This window comes from Hydrogenophaga laconesensis, from assembly GCF_031457235.1.
Classification (GTDB): domain Bacteria; phylum Pseudomonadota; class Gammaproteobacteria; order Burkholderiales; family Burkholderiaceae_C; genus Hydrogenophaga; species Hydrogenophaga laconesensis.
On sequence record NZ_JAVDWE010000015.1, the window covers coordinates 146,508 to 163,892 of the forward strand.

General features: G+C 68.1%; 16 protein-coding genes. 13 read left to right on the forward strand and 3 right to left on the reverse strand.

The window, feature by feature from the left end:
• Positions 1-11 precede the first annotated feature (11 nt).
• Positions 12-776 carry a BUD32 family EKC/KEOPS complex subunit gene (locus J2X09_RS22140; protein ID WP_204735380.1) on the forward strand — a complete coding sequence of 255 codons (765 nt, stop codon included), beginning with the start codon at positions 12-14 and terminating at the stop codon, positions 774-776.
• Here J2X09_RS22140 and J2X09_RS22145 read toward each other — a convergent pair.
• Both J2X09_RS22145 and J2X09_RS22150 read right to left on the reverse strand, forming a co-directional pair.
• A complete protein-coding gene (locus J2X09_RS22145; RefSeq protein ID WP_204735379.1) occupies positions 764-1,534 on the reverse strand; it encodes a class II aldolase/adducin family protein in 771 nt (256 codons plus the stop codon). The two genes, J2X09_RS22140 and J2X09_RS22145, sit on opposite strands and share 13 nt — an antisense overlap.
• A 102-nt stretch (positions 1,535-1,636) precedes the next feature.
• Positions 1,637-1,915, reverse strand: a complete 279-nt coding sequence (locus tag J2X09_RS22150; protein ID WP_310309414.1) for a YkgJ family cysteine cluster protein — start codon at positions 1,913-1,915, stop codon at positions 1,637-1,639.
• Positions 1,916-2,016: 101 nt separating this feature from the next.
• Here J2X09_RS22150 and mprF point away from each other — a divergent pair, with 101 nt between their 5' ends.
• Positions 2,017-4,587, forward strand: a complete 2,571-nt coding sequence (gene mprF, locus J2X09_RS22155) for a bifunctional lysylphosphatidylglycerol flippase/synthetase MprF (protein ID WP_204735378.1) — start codon at positions 2,017-2,019, stop codon at positions 4,585-4,587.
• Positions 4,584-5,987 (forward strand): virulence factor family protein, encoded by a 1,404-nt coding sequence (locus J2X09_RS22160; protein WP_204735377.1) that lies wholly within the window; start codon positions 4,584-4,586, stop codon positions 5,985-5,987. The genes mprF and J2X09_RS22160 overlap by 4 nt, the downstream gene beginning before the upstream one ends.
• 9 nt (positions 5,988-5,996) lie before the next feature.
• Here J2X09_RS22160 and J2X09_RS22165 read toward each other — a convergent pair whose 3' ends face one another.
• Positions 5,997-6,584, reverse strand: a complete 588-nt coding sequence (locus J2X09_RS22165; protein WP_204735376.1) for an NADPH-dependent FMN reductase — start codon at positions 6,582-6,584, stop codon at positions 5,997-5,999.
• Between the two features lie 146 nt (positions 6,585-6,730).
• Here J2X09_RS22165 and mnmG point away from each other — a divergent pair, with 146 nt between their 5' ends.
• From mnmG to J2X09_RS22215, 10 genes are all read left to right on the forward strand, one after another.
• Positions 6,731-8,713, forward strand: a complete 1,983-nt coding sequence (gene mnmG / locus J2X09_RS22170) for a tRNA uridine-5-carboxymethylaminomethyl(34) synthesis enzyme MnmG (protein WP_204735375.1) — start codon at positions 6,731-6,733, stop codon at positions 8,711-8,713.
• Positions 8,710-9,384 (forward strand): 16S rRNA (guanine(527)-N(7))-methyltransferase RsmG, encoded by a 675-nt coding sequence (rsmG, locus tag J2X09_RS22175; RefSeq protein ID WP_204735374.1) that lies wholly within the window; start codon positions 8,710-8,712, stop codon positions 9,382-9,384. Before mnmG ends, rsmG begins: the two co-directional genes overlap by 4 nt.
• A gap of 89 nt (positions 9,385-9,473) precedes the next feature.
• Positions 9,474-10,088, forward strand: a complete 615-nt coding sequence (locus tag J2X09_RS22180; protein ID WP_204735373.1) for a LysE family transporter — start codon at positions 9,474-9,476, stop codon at positions 10,086-10,088.
• A 4-nt stretch (positions 10,089-10,092) separates the two neighbouring features.
• Positions 10,093-10,863 (forward strand): ParA family protein, encoded by a 771-nt coding sequence (locus J2X09_RS22185; RefSeq protein ID WP_204735372.1) that lies wholly within the window; start codon positions 10,093-10,095, stop codon positions 10,861-10,863.
• 16 nt (positions 10,864-10,879) lie between these two features.
• Complete coding sequence (locus tag J2X09_RS22190) at positions 10,880-11,419, forward strand: RBBP9/YdeN family alpha/beta hydrolase (RefSeq protein ID WP_204735449.1); 540 nt, start codon at positions 10,880-10,882, stop codon at positions 11,417-11,419.
• Positions 11,420-11,436: 17 nt separating this feature from the next.
• Complete coding sequence (locus J2X09_RS22195) at positions 11,437-12,363, forward strand: ParB/RepB/Spo0J family partition protein (protein ID WP_204735371.1); 927 nt, start codon at positions 11,437-11,439, stop codon at positions 12,361-12,363.
• 146 nt (positions 12,364-12,509) lie between these two features.
• Complete coding sequence (locus J2X09_RS22200) at positions 12,510-14,057, forward strand: methyl-accepting chemotaxis protein (protein ID WP_204735370.1); 1,548 nt, start codon at positions 12,510-12,512, stop codon at positions 14,055-14,057.
• Positions 14,058-14,289: 232 nt separating this feature from the next.
• Positions 14,290-15,096: a YbaY family lipoprotein gene (locus tag J2X09_RS22205; RefSeq protein WP_204735369.1), complete on the forward strand. Its 807-nt coding sequence runs from the start codon at positions 14,290-14,292 to the stop codon at positions 15,094-15,096.
• Positions 15,097-15,233: 137 nt separating this feature from the next.
• Positions 15,234-15,920 (forward strand): response regulator transcription factor, encoded by a 687-nt coding sequence (locus tag J2X09_RS22210; RefSeq protein WP_204735368.1) that lies wholly within the window; start codon positions 15,234-15,236, stop codon positions 15,918-15,920.
• Entirely contained in the window at positions 15,904-17,349 is a 1,446-nt protein-coding gene (locus J2X09_RS22215; RefSeq protein WP_204735367.1) for a 7TM-DISM domain-containing protein, read from the forward strand. The genes J2X09_RS22210 and J2X09_RS22215 overlap by 17 nt, the downstream gene beginning before the upstream one ends.
• Positions 17,350-17,385: the final 36 nt, after the last annotated feature.

Below are 17,385 nucleotides of genomic sequence, written 5' to 3' on the forward strand. Positions count from 1 at the left end.
ATCGCGGCCTTGTGAGCCCGCCCGTTCCGCCCCTCCATTCGCCAACCAGGACCTGGACCAAGACCGCCGACCGGCCGCTGCGCAGCCTGTCCAAGTCGCTGGGCATCTGGGTGTTCGCGCATTTCGTGGGGGTGCCGGTGCCCTGGCGCGCCGTGCGCCAGACCGACGCCCGGGCCCTTCTTGCCTATGAGCACGAACGGCTGGTGGCGCTGGCCGCCGCCGGCGAGCATGTGCCCAAGGTGCACGCCTTCGACGGCTTCTCGCTCACCACGGGAGACATTGGCGAGACGGTGGACTACCAGCTGCACCGCATGGCCGAAGGCGAGCGCCTGCCGCTGATGTGCGCCGCCAGCGCCGACCTCGCGGCCTTCCACGCGCGCGGGCAGTGGCACGGCGGTGCCCAGCTGCGCAACACCACATGGGATGGTGCGCACTTCGCACGGCTCGATTTCGAGGAGCGCCTGCGCCCCGGCATGGCGCTGGAGACGGTGCAGGTGTACGACGTGCTGCAGATGCTGCTGTCGCTGGCGCGCTATCTCCAGCCCCTGGGCCCGGGTGCGGTGCTGGCCGTGCTGCAGGCCTACGAAAACGCGGGCTCGGGCGGCCCGGCCCTGCGCGCCTTCATCGCCCGCCTGCTGCCGCGCCTGCAGCGCGTCTCGCGCATCGCGGCATGGTCGAAGCGGCTGGACACGTCGCGTGAGCTGATGCGCCTGCGCACCGTGCTGGAGGGCATGGCCGCGTTCGCGGCCGCGCCGCCGGCGCCTCAGGTCCGGTAGCCCGGGTCCAGTTTCTCCACCTTGCGCAGCAAGGCCGGCCAGGCCAGCTGAGCGCCCTGGCCGGCGGTGGCGATGCGCATCACATCGGCCATGCCCGCAAGGATGCGCGGGTCCACCTGGGTGAGTTCACCGCCGCCGGCGAGCGCGTCGATCTGGATGCGGCAGGTGTTCTCGAAGGTGTACATGGCGAGGAACGCCTCGGCGATGCCGCGCCCCACGGTGAGCAGGCCGTGGTTGCGCAGCACGAGGTAGTTGGCCGTGCCGAGGTCGGCCTGCAGGCGCGGCTTTTCCTCGGGCCGGAAGGCCACGCCCTCGTAGTCGTGGTACGCCAGGGAGGCCAGCACGAAGGTGCTCTGCTGGCTGATGGGCAGGATGCCGGCCTTCTGCGCGCTCACCGCCACGCCCGCGCGGGTGTGGGTGTGCAGCACGCAGCCGACTTCGCGCCGGGCTTCGTGCACCGCGCTGTGGATGACGAAACCGGCCGGGTTCACCGGAAAGGGCGACTCGTGCAGCTTGTTGCAGGCCATGTCGACCTTCACCAGGCTGCTGGCCGTGATTTCGTCGAACATCAGACCGTAGGGGTTGATGAGGAACTGGTGCTCGCCGCCGGTGATGCTGTCGGGCAGCTTGGCGCTGATGTGGGTGAAGACGAGATCGCTCCATCCGTACGCGGCGACGAGGCGGTAGCAGGCGGCGAGGTCGCAGCGCAGGGCCCACTCCTCGGCGCTGACGACTTCCTTGAGGGAGGGGATGTGCATGGTGTTGTCTCCTGCGGTGCCGCTCGTGATGGGCGGCCGGGTCCCACTGTAGGCGCAAGAGGGCGGGCTGTGTTGTCGCTGCGAGGACAGCGCGCCGCCTGGTCACCCTGGCTGGGTGGCCTGCTCCAGGCGCGTGAGCCAGGTCATGGCATGGTGGCGGTCGGGGCCGCACATTTCCGGGCCGGGTGCGAGCGAGCCGCACACGGCGGGGCGTTCCGGCTGACCGAACAGGCGGCAGCGCAGCGACCCGTCCAGATGGGGGCAGGGCACCCCTGCCGGCTTGCCTTGTGGCAGGCCGGGCATCGGGCTGCTGATGGACGGCGCGGTGCAGCAGGCAGCGCAGCCGGGTCGGCAGGCCATGGCGGAAACAGGTGGGTGCATGTCCAGCGATTGTCGTCTGGGGACATGCCCTTACACTGGCCTTTCGCTGGTGCCGCGCCGCGGCGCCATCCCGGAAACGGAACGCCACGCCCGACGAACCCATGTCTTTGACCGCGACCAACCCCGAGACGCTGGTGTCCCGATTGAGCCAGTGGCGCCTGTGGGTGTATGCGGCGCTGGCCGTGCTGCTGGGCGCGCTGCTGGTGCAGGCCGGGCACAAGCTCATGACCGAGCTGAGCTACGGCGAGATCGTGTCCGCGCTGCGCGACACGCCGCCGATGGCCCTGCTGCTGTCGGTGTTGGCCACGGCCGCGAGCTATTACGCGCTCACGTTCTACGACCGCACGGCGCTGACGTATGCGGGTGCCCGGTTGCCGCAACGCGTGGTCTCGAAGACGGCGTTCATCGCCTACGCGCTGTCCAACACCATCGGTCTGGGCGTGCTCACGGGCGGTGCCGTGCGCATGCGGCTGTACGGCGCAGCGGGGCTGGAGGCCGGGCTGGTCTCGCGCGCCATCGTCTTCAACGCGTTCGGTTTCGGCATCGGCATCGTGGTGGTGGGCGCGATCGCGCTGGTGTGGGGCGCGGGCACGGTGCAGGAGGTGTTTGGCACGCCGCCGGGCCTGCTGCGCGGCCTGGCGGTGGTGGTGCTGCTGGCGGCGGGGGCCTTCATCGGCTACTGCCGGCGCGGTGGTGAAACGACGCTGCGTGGTGTCACGCTGCGCCTGCCCAGTGCCTCGCTGGCCTTGCAGCAGCTGCTGATTTCGGCGCTGGACGTGGTGGCCGCTGCCGCGGCGCTGTGGTTCCTGCTGCCTGAAGGTGCGATTGCCTTCCCGGCGTTCGTGGGCTTCTTCGCGCTGGCGATCGCGCTCGGTGTGGTCAGCCACGTGCCGGGTGGCCTGGGCGTGTTCGAAGCGGTGATGTTGCTCGCGCTGGGCCACCATGTGCCCGCCGAGCAATTGGCCGCAGCGCTGGTGATGTTCCGCGTCGTCTACTACCTGTTGCCGCTCGCCCTGGCGGTGGCCATGCTGGCTTTCGCCGAGGGCCGGCGCGGCGCGGCCACGCCGGTGGTGCGCGCGGCGGCCAGCCTCTCGCCCCTGCTGCTGTCGGCGTTCACCTGGGTGGTGGGTGTGGTGCTGCTGGTCTCGGGCGTCACGCCTGCCACGGACGACGCCACCGAGCTGCTGTCGCGCTACATGCCGCTGCCGGTGGTGGAGGCGGCGCACTTCCTGGGCAGCATCACGGGGCTGGCGCTGCTGTTTGTGGCGCGTGGCATGTTCCTGCGGCTCGACGCCTCGTGGTGGGCGGGTCTCGCGCTGGCGCTGGTGAGTCTGGTGCTGTGCCTGCCCAAGGGCATTGCCGTGTCCGAAGCCGTGCTGCTGCTGGTGCTGGCCGGCGCGCTGGCGCTGTCCCGCAAGCAGTTCAACCGGCGCGCGGCGCTGTTCTCGCAGGCCTTCACCTGGGGGTGGCTGGCGGCGGTGGCGGCGGTGATCGCGGCCATCACCGCGCTGCTGTTTTTCGTGTACCGCGACGTGGACTACGTGAACCAGGTGTGGTGGCAGTTCGAGTTCGATGGCTATGCCCCGCGCTCGCTGCGTGCCCTGGTGGCGGTGTGCCTGATCACGTTGATGGTGGCATTGAGCCAGCTGTTTCGCCGCCCGCAGGCGGTGCTGGTGAAGCCGGACCGCGGGGCGCTGGAGCAGGCGGCGCGCATCGTGCGCGCGCAGCCCTCGGCCGGTGCCGGCCTGGTGATGATGGGCGACAAGAGCCTGATGGTGTCGGACTCGCAGCGAGCGTTCATCATGTTTGGGCGGCGCGGCCGCTCCTGGGTGGCGCTGTACGACCCGGTGGGCCCGGTGAGCGAATGGAACGAACTGGTGTGGCGTTTCGTCGAGCAGGCGCGTGAATCCGGTGGGCGTGCGGCGTTCTACCAGGTGCGGCCCGATGGCCTGCCGGTGTACCTGGACGCCGGCCTGCGTGTGCACAAGCTGGGCGAGTGCGCACTGGTCGACCTTCCCACCTTCAGCCTGCAGGGCAAGCAGCGCGCGAACCTGCGGCACGGTGTTTCTCGCGCACAGCGGGATGGCCTGACGTTCGAGGTGCTCGTGCCCGAGCAGGTGGTGACGGTGTTCACCGAGCTGCAGGCCATTTCGGAGGCCTGGCTGAGCGACCACAACACGGCGGAGAAGGCTTTCTCGCTCGGGGCGTTCCACCGCGACTATGTGCTGCGCCAGCCGGTGGCGGTGGTGCGGCACGGCGAGCGCATCGTGGCCTTCGCCACGCTGCTGCGCACCGACCAGAAACTCGAGGCCAGCGTGGACCTGATGCGGCAATTGCCCGATGCACCGCGCAGTGCCATGGACTTCCTGTTCGCGCAGGTGATCCTGCATTTCCAGGCCGAGGGCTACCAGCGCTTCAACCTCGGCATGGTGCCGCTGTCGGGCATGGCGCAGCATCCGCTCGCGCCCAACTGGCACCGCCTGGGCCGCCTGCTGTTCAACCATGGCGAGAACTTCTACAACTTCCAGGGCTTGCGCGCCTTCAAGGAAAAGTTCGATCCGGTGTGGGAGCCGCGCTACCTGGCATCGCCCGGGGGCTTCGCGCCGTTCTTCATCCTCGCCGACGTGGCCGCGCTGATCGCGGGCGGTCTTCGCAAGGTGATCACCAAATGAAAAGAGCACTCATCGTTGCCAGCCTGTTGACGGCCCTGTCGCTCCCCATGGGCGTGGGCGCCCAGGGGCCCGCCCCGAGGGTTGCCGCACCGGCGGCGGCTTCGGCCGAAACGATTTCCCACGGCAACTTCAAGGACGTGGCGCTGGTCCGGCCGCCTGGCGTGGCCAATGCGTTCGTGCTCTTTCTCTCCGGCGAGGATGGCTGGACGCCTGCGCTCGCCGCCCAGGCGCAGGCCCTGGCCGCGCGCGGGGCGCTGGTGGCTGGCATCCACACGCCGCGCCTGTTGGCCGCGCTCACCAAGGACGGCGGCGACTGCCTGCTGCCCGATGGCGACCTGGAGAACCTCTCACATTTCCTGCAGGGCTATGCGCGGCTGCCGGCGTACTTCCCGCCGCTGCTGGTGGGGGAGGGGCAGGGTGGTGTGCTGGCCTACGCCATGCTCGCGCAGGCGCCGGCGCAGACCTTCGGTGGCGCGGTCTCGATGGGGTTCTGTCCCGCGCTGGCTGTGAGGCGCCCGCTGTGCAAGGGCGAGGACGTGCACTTCACGCGCCGCCCGGACCGGGCCGGGCTGACGCTGCTGCCGTCGCCCAGCCTGCACGGGCCCTGGACGGTGTTGCAGGGCACGGCCCACAACGCCTGCGCGGCCGCGGTGGTGCAGGACTTCGTGGCACAGGTTCGGGGGGCCGAGCTGGTCCATGTGGCGGGTGTGGACACCACGTCCGCCTTGCTGGATGCGCAGCTCAAGCTGGGCCGGGCGCCCGCCGCTGCCGCGCTTGCCCCGGACACGGGTGTGGCCGATCTGCCGCTGGTGCCGGTGCCGTCATCGGGCACGTCGGACACGTTCGCCGTGCTGCTGTCGGGCGACGGCGGCTGGGCCGGCATCGACAAGGAGCTGGCCGCCAGGCTGGCGGCCGCGGGCATGTCCGTGGTGGGCCTGGATTCGCTGCGTTACTTCTGGTCGGCGCGCACGCCGGAGGGGCTTGCGAACGACCTGGACCGGGTTCTGCGCAGCTTCGCAGTGCAATGGAAGAAAAGCCGTGCGCTGCTGATCGGCTATTCGCAGGGCGCGGACGTGTTGCCGTTCGCGGTTCCGCGTCTGCCCGCGACCTCGCGCGGGCTGGTGGCGCACACGGTGCTGATCGGTCCGGGCGAAAAGGCGTCGTTCGAGTTCCGCCTGAGCAACTGGGTCAAGCGCGACAGCGGTGGCCTGCCGCTCAAGCCCGAACTGCAGAAGCTCACGGCGGCGAACACGCTGTGCGTCTACGGCACGGGCGACCGCGACACCATTTGCCCACGCGTGCCCGCCGGGCAGGTGACGGGGGTGCCGCTGCCGGGCGACCACCACTTCAATGGCAATTACCAGAAGCTGGCCGACGAGATCCTGCAGCGAACACGCTGAGGGCGTGGCTCAGCCGGCAAAGCGCCGCGCTGCCCAGAGGGCCTGATCGACCACGCCTTGCACGCCTGCGCGCGCAGGCTCGGCCAGTCGGCCCTCTGCGTCGAAGGCGTCGCCCGCGCGCGCCAGCGCAAACTGGCGTGGCGTCAACCAGCACTGCAAATTCAATAGCAGTGGAGACAGGTGTGACAAGCTCCTCAGACCACCCAACCCGCCCGGCGAGGCGCTCAGCAAACCCACGACCTTGCCCGCGAAGGGCTTGAGGCCGTCGCCCCATTCAGGGTCGCCCTTGACGGGGCTGGAGACCCAGTCGATGGTGTTCTTGAGCAGGCCGGTGTAGCTGCCGTTGTATTCGGGCGAGCAGATCACCCAGGCGGGGTGGGCGTGGAAGATCTCCTTCAGGCGGATCGCCGCGGCGGGCGTGCCGCGCGCTTCGAGGTCGGCGTTGTACAGCGGCAGGTCGAAGTCCGCCAGTTCGATGTGCGTGACCGCCGCGCCGGCGGCGCGCGCGATGTCGGCGGCAACCTGGGCCAGGCGGCGGTTGTGGGACTGGGCGCGGGTGCTGCCGGCAAAGACGAGGAGGGGAATGGCGTTGCTCATGCCTGGATTCTGGCACCGGTGGCGTGCAGCATTCCTGCGTCTCGGGCGCCGTGGCGCCAGCCGGGTGGGGCAGAAAATGCCCAACGGTGGGACAATCGCGGGTTGCCCGGCGCGCCGGGCCTGCACCTTCCCGGAAGAAGCACACCATGTTGTACCCACAGGAATTCGATGTCATCGTCGTCGGCGGCGGGCACGCCGGCACCGAGGCCGCGCTGGCCGCTGCGCGCATGGGCTGTGCCACGCTGCTGCTCACGCACAACATCGAGACCCTGGGCCAGATGAGCTGCAACCCCAGCATCGGCGGCATCGGCAAGGGCCATCTGGTGAAAGAGGTGGACGCGCTGGGCGGTGCCATGGCATTGGCCACCGACGAAGGCGGCATCCAGTTCCGCATTCTCAACAGCTCCAAAGGCCCGGCCGTGCGGGCCACCCGGGCCCAGGCCGATCGTGTGCTCTACAAGGCCGCCATCCGCCGCGCGCTGGAGAACCAGCCCAATCTGTGGCTTTTTCAGCAGGCTGTGGATGATCTGATGGTGGAGGGCGACCGTGTCACGGGTGCCGTGACGCAAGTGGGCATACGCTTCCGTGCCAGAACCGTGGTGCTGACGGCTGGCACTTTCCTGGATGGAAAGATCCATGTCGGTCTGAACAACTACGCGGCTGGCCGTGCCGGTGATCCGCCAGCGGTGTCGCTTTCCGCGCGGCTGAAGGAACTGCAGTTGCCGCAAGGCCGGCTGAAAACCGGCACGCCCCCGCGCCTGGACGGCCGCAGCATCGACTATTCGAAATGCACCGAGCAGCCGGGTGACGGCGTGCCGGGCGGCATGAACGCGGACCAGCCGGTGCCGGTGTTCAGCTTCATGGGCAGCACCGCGATGCACCCGCGCCAGGTGCCGTGCTGGATCACGCACACCAACGAGCGCACGCACGACATCATCCGCTCGGGCTTCGACCGCAGCCCCATGTTCACCGGCAAGATCGAGGGCGTGGGCCCGCGCTATTGCCCGAGCGTGGAAGACAAGATCAACCGCTTCGCCGACAAGGACAGCCACCAGATCTTTCTGGAACCCGAAGGCCTGACCACGCACGAGGTGTATCCCAACGGGATCTCCACGAGCCTGCCGTTCGACATCCAGTACGCGCTGGTGCGCAGCATGCCGGGTCTGGAGAATGCCCATATCCTGCGGCCCGGCTATGCGATCGAGTACGACTACTTCGATCCGCGCTCGCTCAAGAGCAGCTTCGAAACAAAACAGATCCAGGGCCTGTTCTTTGCAGGCCAGATCAATGGCACCACCGGGTATGAGGAGGCAGCGGCGCAGGGCCTGTTTGCGGGCATCAACGCCGCGCTGCAGTGCCGGGGCGAGGACGCCTGGCTGCCGCGCCGCGATGAGGCCTACCTGGGCGTGCTGGTGGACGACCTGGTGACCCAGGGCGTGACCGAACCCTACCGCATGTTCACCAGCCGTGCCGAATTCCGGCTGCAGCTGCGGGAAGACAACGCCGACATGCGCCTGACCGAAGCCGGCCGGCGCCTGGGCTTGGTGGGCGACGCCCAGTGGGATGCCTTCTGCCGCAAGCGCGACGCGGTTTCACGTGAAACAGAGCGTCTGAAGGCCACCTGGGTGAACCCCCGCAGCCTGCCGGCGGAGGAGAGCGAGCGGGTGCTGGGCAAGGCCATCGAGCACGAGCACAACCTGTTCGACCTGCTGCGCCGACCCGGTGTCGCGTACGCCGACCTCGTCGGTATGGACGGCGGCAAGTTCATCAGCCCAGCGGTTTCACGTGAAACACTGGCCGATCTGCTGGAGCCGGTCGTGGAGCAGCTCGAGATCGCCGCCAAATACTCGGGCTACATCGATCGCCAGAAGAACGAGGTCGAGCGTGCTGCCCACTACGAAGGCTTGAAGCTGCCGCTGGACCTGGACTACATGCAGGTGACGGCGCTGTCTTTCGAGGCGCGGCAGAAGCTCGCCAAGCACCGGCCCGACACCCTGGGCCAGGCGTCCCGCATTTCCGGCATCACGCCGGCCAGCATCTCGTTGTTGCTGATCCACCTGAAGAAGGGTGGCTTCAAGGGTTTCGCCACGTTGCCCGCCCAGCCCGCATCCGCGGACGCGGCGGCATGATGGACCTGCGCGCCACGCTGGAAGCCGGTCTGCGGGCGCTCCAGCTCCCGCTCGATGCCCGACAGACCGACCTGCTGCTGGAATACCTGGACCTGCTGCAGAAATGGAACAAGGTCTACAACCTCACGGCCGTGCGAGACCCGGCCGAGATGATGACCCATCACCTGCTCGACAGTCTCGCCGCGGTCGGCCCGCTCCTGCGCCACACGGAGGGCAGGGTGTTGAAGTTGCTGGATGTGGGGTCGGGTGGTGGGCTTCCGGGTGTGGTGATCGCCGTGGCCTGCCCGCAGATCGAGGTGACCTGCGTGGACACGGTGGCCAAGAAGGCCGCCTTCATCCAGCAGGCAGCGGCCACCCTGAAGCTGCCCAACCTGCGTGGCCTGCATGCGCGGGTGGAAACGCTCAACGCGCTGTCGGGGCCGGGTTACGACCTGGTCTGCTCGCGCGCGTTCGCCTCGCTGGTGGATTTCGTGAACTGGTCGCGCAGCGCGCTGAACCCGGGCGGTGAATGGATGGCAATGAAGGGCAAGCATCCCGCCGATGAGCTGCAGGCCCTGCGGGCCGGCGTGCCAACCGTGGATGTGTTTCACGTGGAACAGCTGAGCGTCCCCGGTCTGGATGCCGAGCGCTGCATCGTCTGGATGCGCCCGGCGCCTGCGCCTGTTGCCTGAGTATCACAACCACGTCGCAAGGCGTGATCGACGGGCGCATGCGGAGACCCTTCACGTAAACTCGACCCTCCACTTTCTGGGGTTCTTCCATGTTCGGCATCGCTGATTACGGCGCCTTTGTGGCCGCCATCGTCCTCTTTTTGCTCATTCCGGGGCCCGGGAATCTGGCGTTGATCACGTCGACCGGCAAGGGAGGCGTGTCGGGTGGGCTGGCGGCCACCTTCGGTCTGATCGTGGGAGACCAGGTTCTGATGTGGCTGGCGGTGGCCGGCGTGGCTGCGCTGTTGGCGGCGTACCCTGCGGCGTTCAGCGCGGTGCAATGGCTGGGCGCCGCCTATTTGGCCTGGCTGGGCTGGAAGATGCTGAGTGCCAAGCCAGGCGATGCGCCCGTGCTCAACATCCGCCCGCGCCAGTATTTTCAGCAGGCGTTCATCATCACGCTGCTCAACCCCAAGGCCATCGTGTTCTATATGGCGTTCTTCCCCCTGTTTGTGGACCCGGCTCGCCATCAGGGACTGGTCACTTTCGGTTCCATGGCCGCCACGGTGGCCGCGCTGACGTTTTTGTATGGGCTGACAGCCGTGCTGCTCACCCACTTCCTGGCTGAGCGCATGCGCGCCAATCCGGTGATCAGCCGGACCCTGGAGAAACTCGCGGGCCTGTTCCTGATTGGCTTCGGCATCAAGCTGGCCATCTCCAGGTAACGCCATGGCCAAGATTTTCTGCATCGCCAACCAGAAGGGCGGGGTCGGCAAGACGACCACCACGGTGAATCTCGCGGCCGGCCTGGCCAAGGTGGGGCAGCGCGTCCTGATGATTGATCTGGACCCGCAGGGCAACGCCACCATGGGTTCGGGCGTGGACAAGCGGCAGATGGCGCTGTCGGTGTACGACGTGCTGCTGGAGTCGGCCTCGGTGGCCGAGGCGGCGGTGTATTCGGACAAGTGCGGCTACCACGTGCTGGGCGCCAACCGCGAGCTGGCGGGTGCCGAAGTCGAGCTGGTGGAGGTGGAACGGCGCGAAAAGCGCCTGAAGACGGCGCTGGCCGAGGTCGACGCCGCCTACGACTTCGTGCTGATCGACTGCCCGCCCAGCCTGTCCATGCTCACGCTCAATGGCCTGTGCGCGGCGCACGGGGTGATCGTGCCGATGCAGTGCGAGTACTTCGCGCTGGAAGGCCTGACGGATCTGGTCAACACCATCAAGCAGGTGCACGCCAACCTGAACAAGGACCTGGCCATCATCGGCCTGTTGCGCGTGATGTTCGATCCCCGCATCACCCTGCAGCAGCAGGTGAGTGACCAGCTCAAGGCCCATTTCGGCGACAAGGTGTTCGACACCGTGATCCCGCGCAACGTGCGTCTGGCCGAAGCGCCCAGCTACGGTCTGCCCGGCGTCGTCTTCGACCCGGCGGCGCGTGGCAGCCAGGCCTTCGTGAACTTCGCGCAGGAGATGGTCGCGCGCATCGGCACGATGTGACGGCGGGATGTTTCACGTGAAACCCGAGAACATTCTCATCCTCCCGGGCTGGCAGAACAGTGGCCCGGAGCACTGGCAGAGCCGGTGGGAGACGCTGTATGGCTACCGCCGGGTGGATCAGCACGACTGGATGCGCCCGAAGCGCGGCGACTGGATCGCCCGCCTGGAAGAGGTGCTGCTCGGATGCGACGAGCCGGCGGTGCTGGTGGCGCACAGCCTGGGGTGTCTGCACACGGCGGCCTGGGCGTCCCACTCGAAGAACACCGCGAGGGTGAAGGCCGCGCTGCTGGTGGCGCCGGGCGACGCAGAGCGCGAAGACCTGCGGCCCTTGTTGCCGACCTGGGCACCCGTCGCGATGCAGCGCCTGCCCTTCCCGAGTGTGCTGGTGGGCAGCCACAACGATCCCTATTGCAGCTTCGAGCGCGCCCAGGCGTTTGCGATGGCCTGGGGCTCGCGCTTCGTCGATCTCGGACACGCGGGCCACATCAATGCCGAGTCCGGCCTGGGCGATTGGCCGACAGGCCATGCCGTGCTGACCGAACTCATGAACCTCTGACTTTCGAAAGAAGACCCATGGTCACCAAGAAACCCAAGGGCCTCGGCCGCGGACTCGAAGCCCTGCTGGGCCCCAAGGTGGAAGAGGGCGCTGCCGCCCCCGCCGCGGCCAGCGAAGGCACGCCCCACACCCTGCCGGTGACCGAGCTGGTCGCCGGCATGTACCAGCCGCGCACCCGCATGGACGAAGGTGCCTTGTACGAACTGGCCGAATCCATCAAGGCCCAGGGTGTGATGCAGCCCATCCTCGTGCGCCGGCTGACCGATGGGCCCGACGCCGGCCGCTATGAAATCATCGCCGGCGAGCGCCGCTTCCGGGCCTCGAAGCTCGCGGGGCTGGACAGCGTGCCAGTGCTGGTGCGTGATGTGCCCAACGAGGCCGCCGCCGCCATGGCGCTGATCGAGAACATCCAGCGCGAAGACCTGAACCCGTTGGAAGAGGCCCACGGCCTTCAACGTCTCGTAAAAGAGTTTGGACTCACTCACGAACAGGCCGCGCAGGCCGTGGGCCGGTCGCGCAGTGCCGCGAGCAACCTGTTGCGGCTGCTGCAGCTGGCCGAGCCGGTGCAGACCATGCTGATGGCGGGCGACCTGGACATGGGCCACGCCCGCGCGCTGCTCGCCCTGGACCGGGCGAGCCAGATCACCGCGGGCAACCAGATCGCGGCGAAGAAGATGTCGGTGCGCGAAGCCGAAAGCCTGGTCAAGAAGCTCGGCGCGGAATTCGCTTTGGCGCCGCAGAAGGCCAAGAAGGAGAAGTCGCGCGACATCCGCCGGGTGGAGGAAGAACTGGCCGACCTGCTGACGGCGGAGGTCGAGGTGCGGGTGAAGAAGCGTGTGAAGCGCCAGGGCCGCTTCGAGGACATGGGCGAGGTGGCGATCCAGTTCGGCTCGCTCGAAGCCCTGAACGGGATCATCGAGCGGCTGCGCGGCTCTGGCGCGTGAAGCCAGGCTTAACGGGCCGTTTTTCCCCCGCTTTTCGCCTAAATGCACCGGGTGGCCGACCGATAACCTGAGCATGCCCGGACCTGCGGCGTGTTCTTTTTGTCTGACAGTGGCTGCGGAGGAGCTCGGGCGGATCAGGGGAAGTCATGTCACAGCGTCTCAATCTCGGGCAGCGGCTGCTGCTCATCAACACGGTATTGGTGTTGTTGTTGTTGACCGTTGCTGGTGCGGTCTGGTTCATGATGGACAAGGTCGTGCTCGCGGCCGAGCGCATCAACCACACCAACGTGCCACAGCTCCAGCACATCGCGGAGCTGGAGCTCAACGTCACGCGCACCTCGCTGCAGGTGCGGCACGCCATCCTCTCGCGCAATCCCGCCGAACTCAACGCCACGCTCGCCGACATTGGCAACAAGAAGCGCCTGCTGTATGAGCGCCTGAAGGAGTTTGGCGACGGCATGATCGACGACGCGGGACGGCAGGCGTACGCGCCCCTGCCCGCGCTCATGGATGAGTTCTGGCGCCGGGGCGAGGCCAACGTGAAGCTGATCCAGGAGGGCCGCAAGGACGATGCCTTCGCCTACCTGGTGGACAACACCATTCCTGCGCGCAACGCCCTGCTGACGCCGCTGGCCGCCGAGAAGAAGCGCCAGGGCGATCGCCTGGCGTTCCGCATCGGCGAGATCCAGTCGCTCTCGCAGCTGGACCGCAATATCGTCGTCGTCGCGGTGATGCTGGTCGCCCTGGGTCTCGTGGGCCTTGCTGTGTACCTGCGCCGCGTGGTGAACGCCCTCGGGGCCGACCCTGAGGAACTCAAGCGCGTGGCCGATGCGGTGGCGGCTGGCGACCTCGGCGTGTCCATGCGCGTGCGCAGCAACGATTCGAACAGCGCGCTGGCCGCGCTGCGCACCATGACCGAACGGCTCACAGTTTCCGTGCAGGCCGTGCGGCAAAGCGCGGAGTCGGTGTCGAACGGCAGCACCGAGATCGCATCGGGCAACAGCGATCTGTCGCGCCGCACTGAAAGCCAGGCCAGCGCGCTGGAGGAAACCTCGGCGTCGATGGAACAGCTGGGCAGCACGGTGAGCCTGAACGCCGAGAACGCGCGCACCGCCAACCAGCTCGCGCAGGGCGCCTCCACCGTGGCGGAGCAGGGCGGCGAAGTGGTGAACCAGGTGGTGGAGACCATGAAAGGCATCGAGAACAGCTCGCACAAGATCGCCGACATCATCTCGGTCATCGACGGCATCGCCTTCCAGACCAACATCCTGGCGCTCAATGCCGCCGTCGAGGCCGCGCGCGCGGGCGAACAGGGCCGCGGCTTCGCGGTGGTGGCCGGCGAGGTGCGCAGTCTGGCCCAGCGTTCCGCGCAGGCCGCCAAGGAAATCAAGGACCTCATCGGCGACAGCGTGGACCGTGTCTCGCGCGGCGTGGCGCTGGCCGACAGGGCCGGCAGCACCATGCAGGAAGTGGTGAGCAGCATCCGCCGTGTCTCCGACCTGGTGGGCGAGATCAGCAGCGCCAGTGCCGAGCAGAGCGCAGGCGTGTCCCAGGTCGGCGAGGCCGTGCTCCAGATGGACCAGACCACGCAGCAGAACGCCGCACTGGTGGAACAGATGTCGGCTTCCGCGACCAGCCTGCGCCAGCAGGCCGAGGATCTCGTCAGGGCGGTGGCGGTGTTCCGGCTGAAGTAGACACCCCCCTGCGCCGCTTTGCGGCTTCCCCCTCTGTGGCGCGCCTTCGGCGCTTCGAGGGGGGACGGCATCTCGGGCCGGCGGAGCCGGACCCTTGATGCCTCTGTCTAAGGTTGCTTCTTTCGTTGCGGATCGCGCTTCGCCCGCTGTTGCATGCTTTCACAAGCATGTTGGCCGCTTCTGCGCACAATGGGGTGGCTGTCCCGCACGCCATTCCATTCCAGGAGCCCCGATGAACATTTCGAACACCCCGCATTCGCTCACGCGCCGCCCGGTGCTTGGCGCCCTGGCCGCTGGCCTGTTGCTCGCCGCCTGTGCCACGCAGCCGCCGATGCCACCGTCCCACATCGTCACCGGCACGGCCCGCTTTGACGGGCAGGTGGCTTTGCCGCCCAACGCCGTGCTCGACGTGTCCGTGGCCGACGTGTCGCGCGCCGACGCCCGCGCCGTGACGCTCGCACAGTTCGCCGGCCCTGCCAGCGGCGCCCAGCCCCTGCGCTTCAGCCTGCCGGTGGAAAAGCGGCTCGTCGAGGAGCGGGGCAGCTATTCGGTGCGCGCCGAGATCGTGGTGGACGGCAAGACCCTCTACGTGACCGACAGCGCCTACCTGGTGCTTGGCCATTCCGGCAAGACCCACGCCGACGTGCTGCTGCGTCCGGTGGACACGCGCGCCCAGCCGCCGGCCCCTGTGATCGAAAACCTGCGCTGGTCGCTGGTGGCGCTCGATGGCCAGCCCCTGCCGCCGCAGGAACCCGCGAAGACCCCGTACTTCGTGCTCAACCCGGACGGCCACCGCGTGACCGGCTCCGGGGGGTGCAACGAGCTCATCGGCACCTACGCCCTGAACGGCCAGGCCCTGCAGATGTTGCGCGGGCCGCGCCGCGAGCTGCAGGTCTGCGCCAACGACATGGAACGCGAACGCGCCTTCATGTTCGCGTTGGCCACCACCGAGCAATGGGCCATGGAAGGCACGCGCCTGCGCCTGCTCGACCGCCTGGGCACGCAAGTGGCCTTGCTCGAGGCGCGGCCGGCTCCCTGAGCCTTTCACGGGTCGGCCGAGGCCGACTCGTTCCCCCGATCATTGATCTCAATGACGCACGACGCCGCTTCGTGCGTCGTTTGTTTCCCGCCGCCTGCCTCGCACTAGATTGCGCCGTTCCAGGGGAGGGAAGAGCGATGAACACACCCGTGCCGGCCTCGGCGGCTGCGGCGTCCGCGCCATTTGAAATCCTCGTCATCGAAGACCACCCGATGATGATCCATTCGATCCATGCCAGCGTGCAGGCGCTGCGCCCGGACGTCCATGCGAACGCCGGCGTCATGACCGTGTGCACGCTCGCGCAGGCCCGAAAGCGCTTTCTGCGGCGCGACCCACCCGCCCTCATCATCACGGACCTCAACCTGCCCGACTCCCGCGGGCTGGACACCTTGCGCACGCTGCGCGCGCTCGCACCCGGTGTTCCCGTCATCGTGTTCAGCGCCGCAGACGAAAGAACTACCGAGAGGGCGGCCCTTGAACTCGGGGCCGGCGCCTTTGTCTCCAAGTCCGCGCTGCCTCAGAGGTTCCTGCAGAAGATCCGGCCGTTCCTCATGAACCACATGCCCGCCACAGCCCCTGCGGCATCGGCGGGCGCCTGCCACGCGCCGCATCCCATCGAACAGCTCACGGAGCGCCAGCGCACCGTGCTGGCAGAGGCGGCCGCCGGCCACCGCGACCGCGAGATCGCCCTGCGCATGAAGATCGGCGAGCAGACCGTGCGCACCCATCTTTCCGTCATCTACCAGCGCCTGGGCGTGCAGAACCGCACCCAGGCCTCGATGCAGTACATGGCCTGGGCCAAGGCACATGACGTGGTGGTGTAAGCGGCTGGTCCTGCTGGGCTTGTGGCTGGCGTCGGTCGCGAATGCCGGCGCCATGGTGCTCGACCCCGCCGCCCAGCGCGTGCCGCTGTGGACCGCCTTGCAAGCCGTGGCCGACCCGCAAGGCGTGCTCACCCCTGCGCAAGCCTCGGCCCTCGCCGCAGCCGGCCACGGACAAAGCCTGCGCCACCCCGACCACGCCTTCGGCCACTGGCTGCCCTATCCCTACTGGGCGCAGTTCAGCCTGGGCAACCCCGATGCCGAGTCGCAGTCCTGGCTGCTCACCTATGAGCTGCCCACCCAGGACGAGGTGCGCCTGTGGGTGCAGAACGGGCAGGGCGACTGGGTGGAGCACCTGCAACTCGAACAGCAGCGCCCCCTCGCCATCTTCTCCGGGCTGCTCTACCCCACCTGGCGGCTCAAGCTGCAAGCCCGGCAGGAAGTCCGCTTCATGCTGCGCATCGACGGCTACAACCTCATGCGCTTTCCGCTCTATGCCGTGCGCGACGACCGCTTCGTGCTGACGCAGGGCAACCTGCACCTCTGGATCGGTGTCGTGCTCGCTGTGCCCCTCGTGGTGGTGCTCTATGTGATCACGCTGATCCCCGTGGCCGCAGACCGCTCGCTGCCGCTCTTCCTCGCCATGGCCGCCTGCGAAATGCTGGGCTCGATGTGGGTGAGCGGGGCCCTGCACCAACTGCTGCCCTGGTTCAGCCGCTGGCACACCGGCTGGCTAGGCTGGGCCGGTTATGTCGGCCTGCTCGGCCTCAGCGCGCTGCATGCGCGCGTGTTCCTCGGCACGCATGAAGACGCGCCCGTGGCCCACCGCCTGCTGCTGGCCAGTGCCTGGGTCTGGCTCGCACTGGTGCCCGGCATCGCCCTCATCTGGCCCGAAACCTCGCGCCTCATGCTGGTGATGGGCGGCAGCCTGCACGCCTTTGCCATGCTGTACCTCGCGTGGAGGCACCACCGCAAGCGCGCCGAGCCGCACCGCCTGCTGTTTCTCGGCGTGTGGGGCGTCTACGCCTTCTCCGGCCTGCTGTACGTGCTCTACAGGCTCATCCAGCTGCCCATCCACGTCACACTCATCTCCAACTTCGTGCAAGGCTCGCTGGTGGCCGCGCTGCTGGGGAGCGCCGTCAGCGCGCAGATCATCCGCAAGCGCAATCTGCTGCAGGCCAGCATGCAGCGCGCGCAAGACCGCAGCCTGTTCTATGCGACCGCGCAGCACGACCTCATGCAACCGCTGCAAAGCGTGAGCCTGTACGCGCAGGCCCTGCGCAGCGCGCCCACGCGCCAGCACGACACCCTCATCCGCGGCATCGACGAGGCCGTGCGCGCCGTCGACGATTTCATGCTCGGCATGCGGCAGATGGTGTCACCGCCGGATGAATACTCCCCGTATTGGCCGGTTGAATTTTCCCCAGTTTGAAGCTTGAACAGGCAGCGGGCCGAGGCCCGCTGCCTG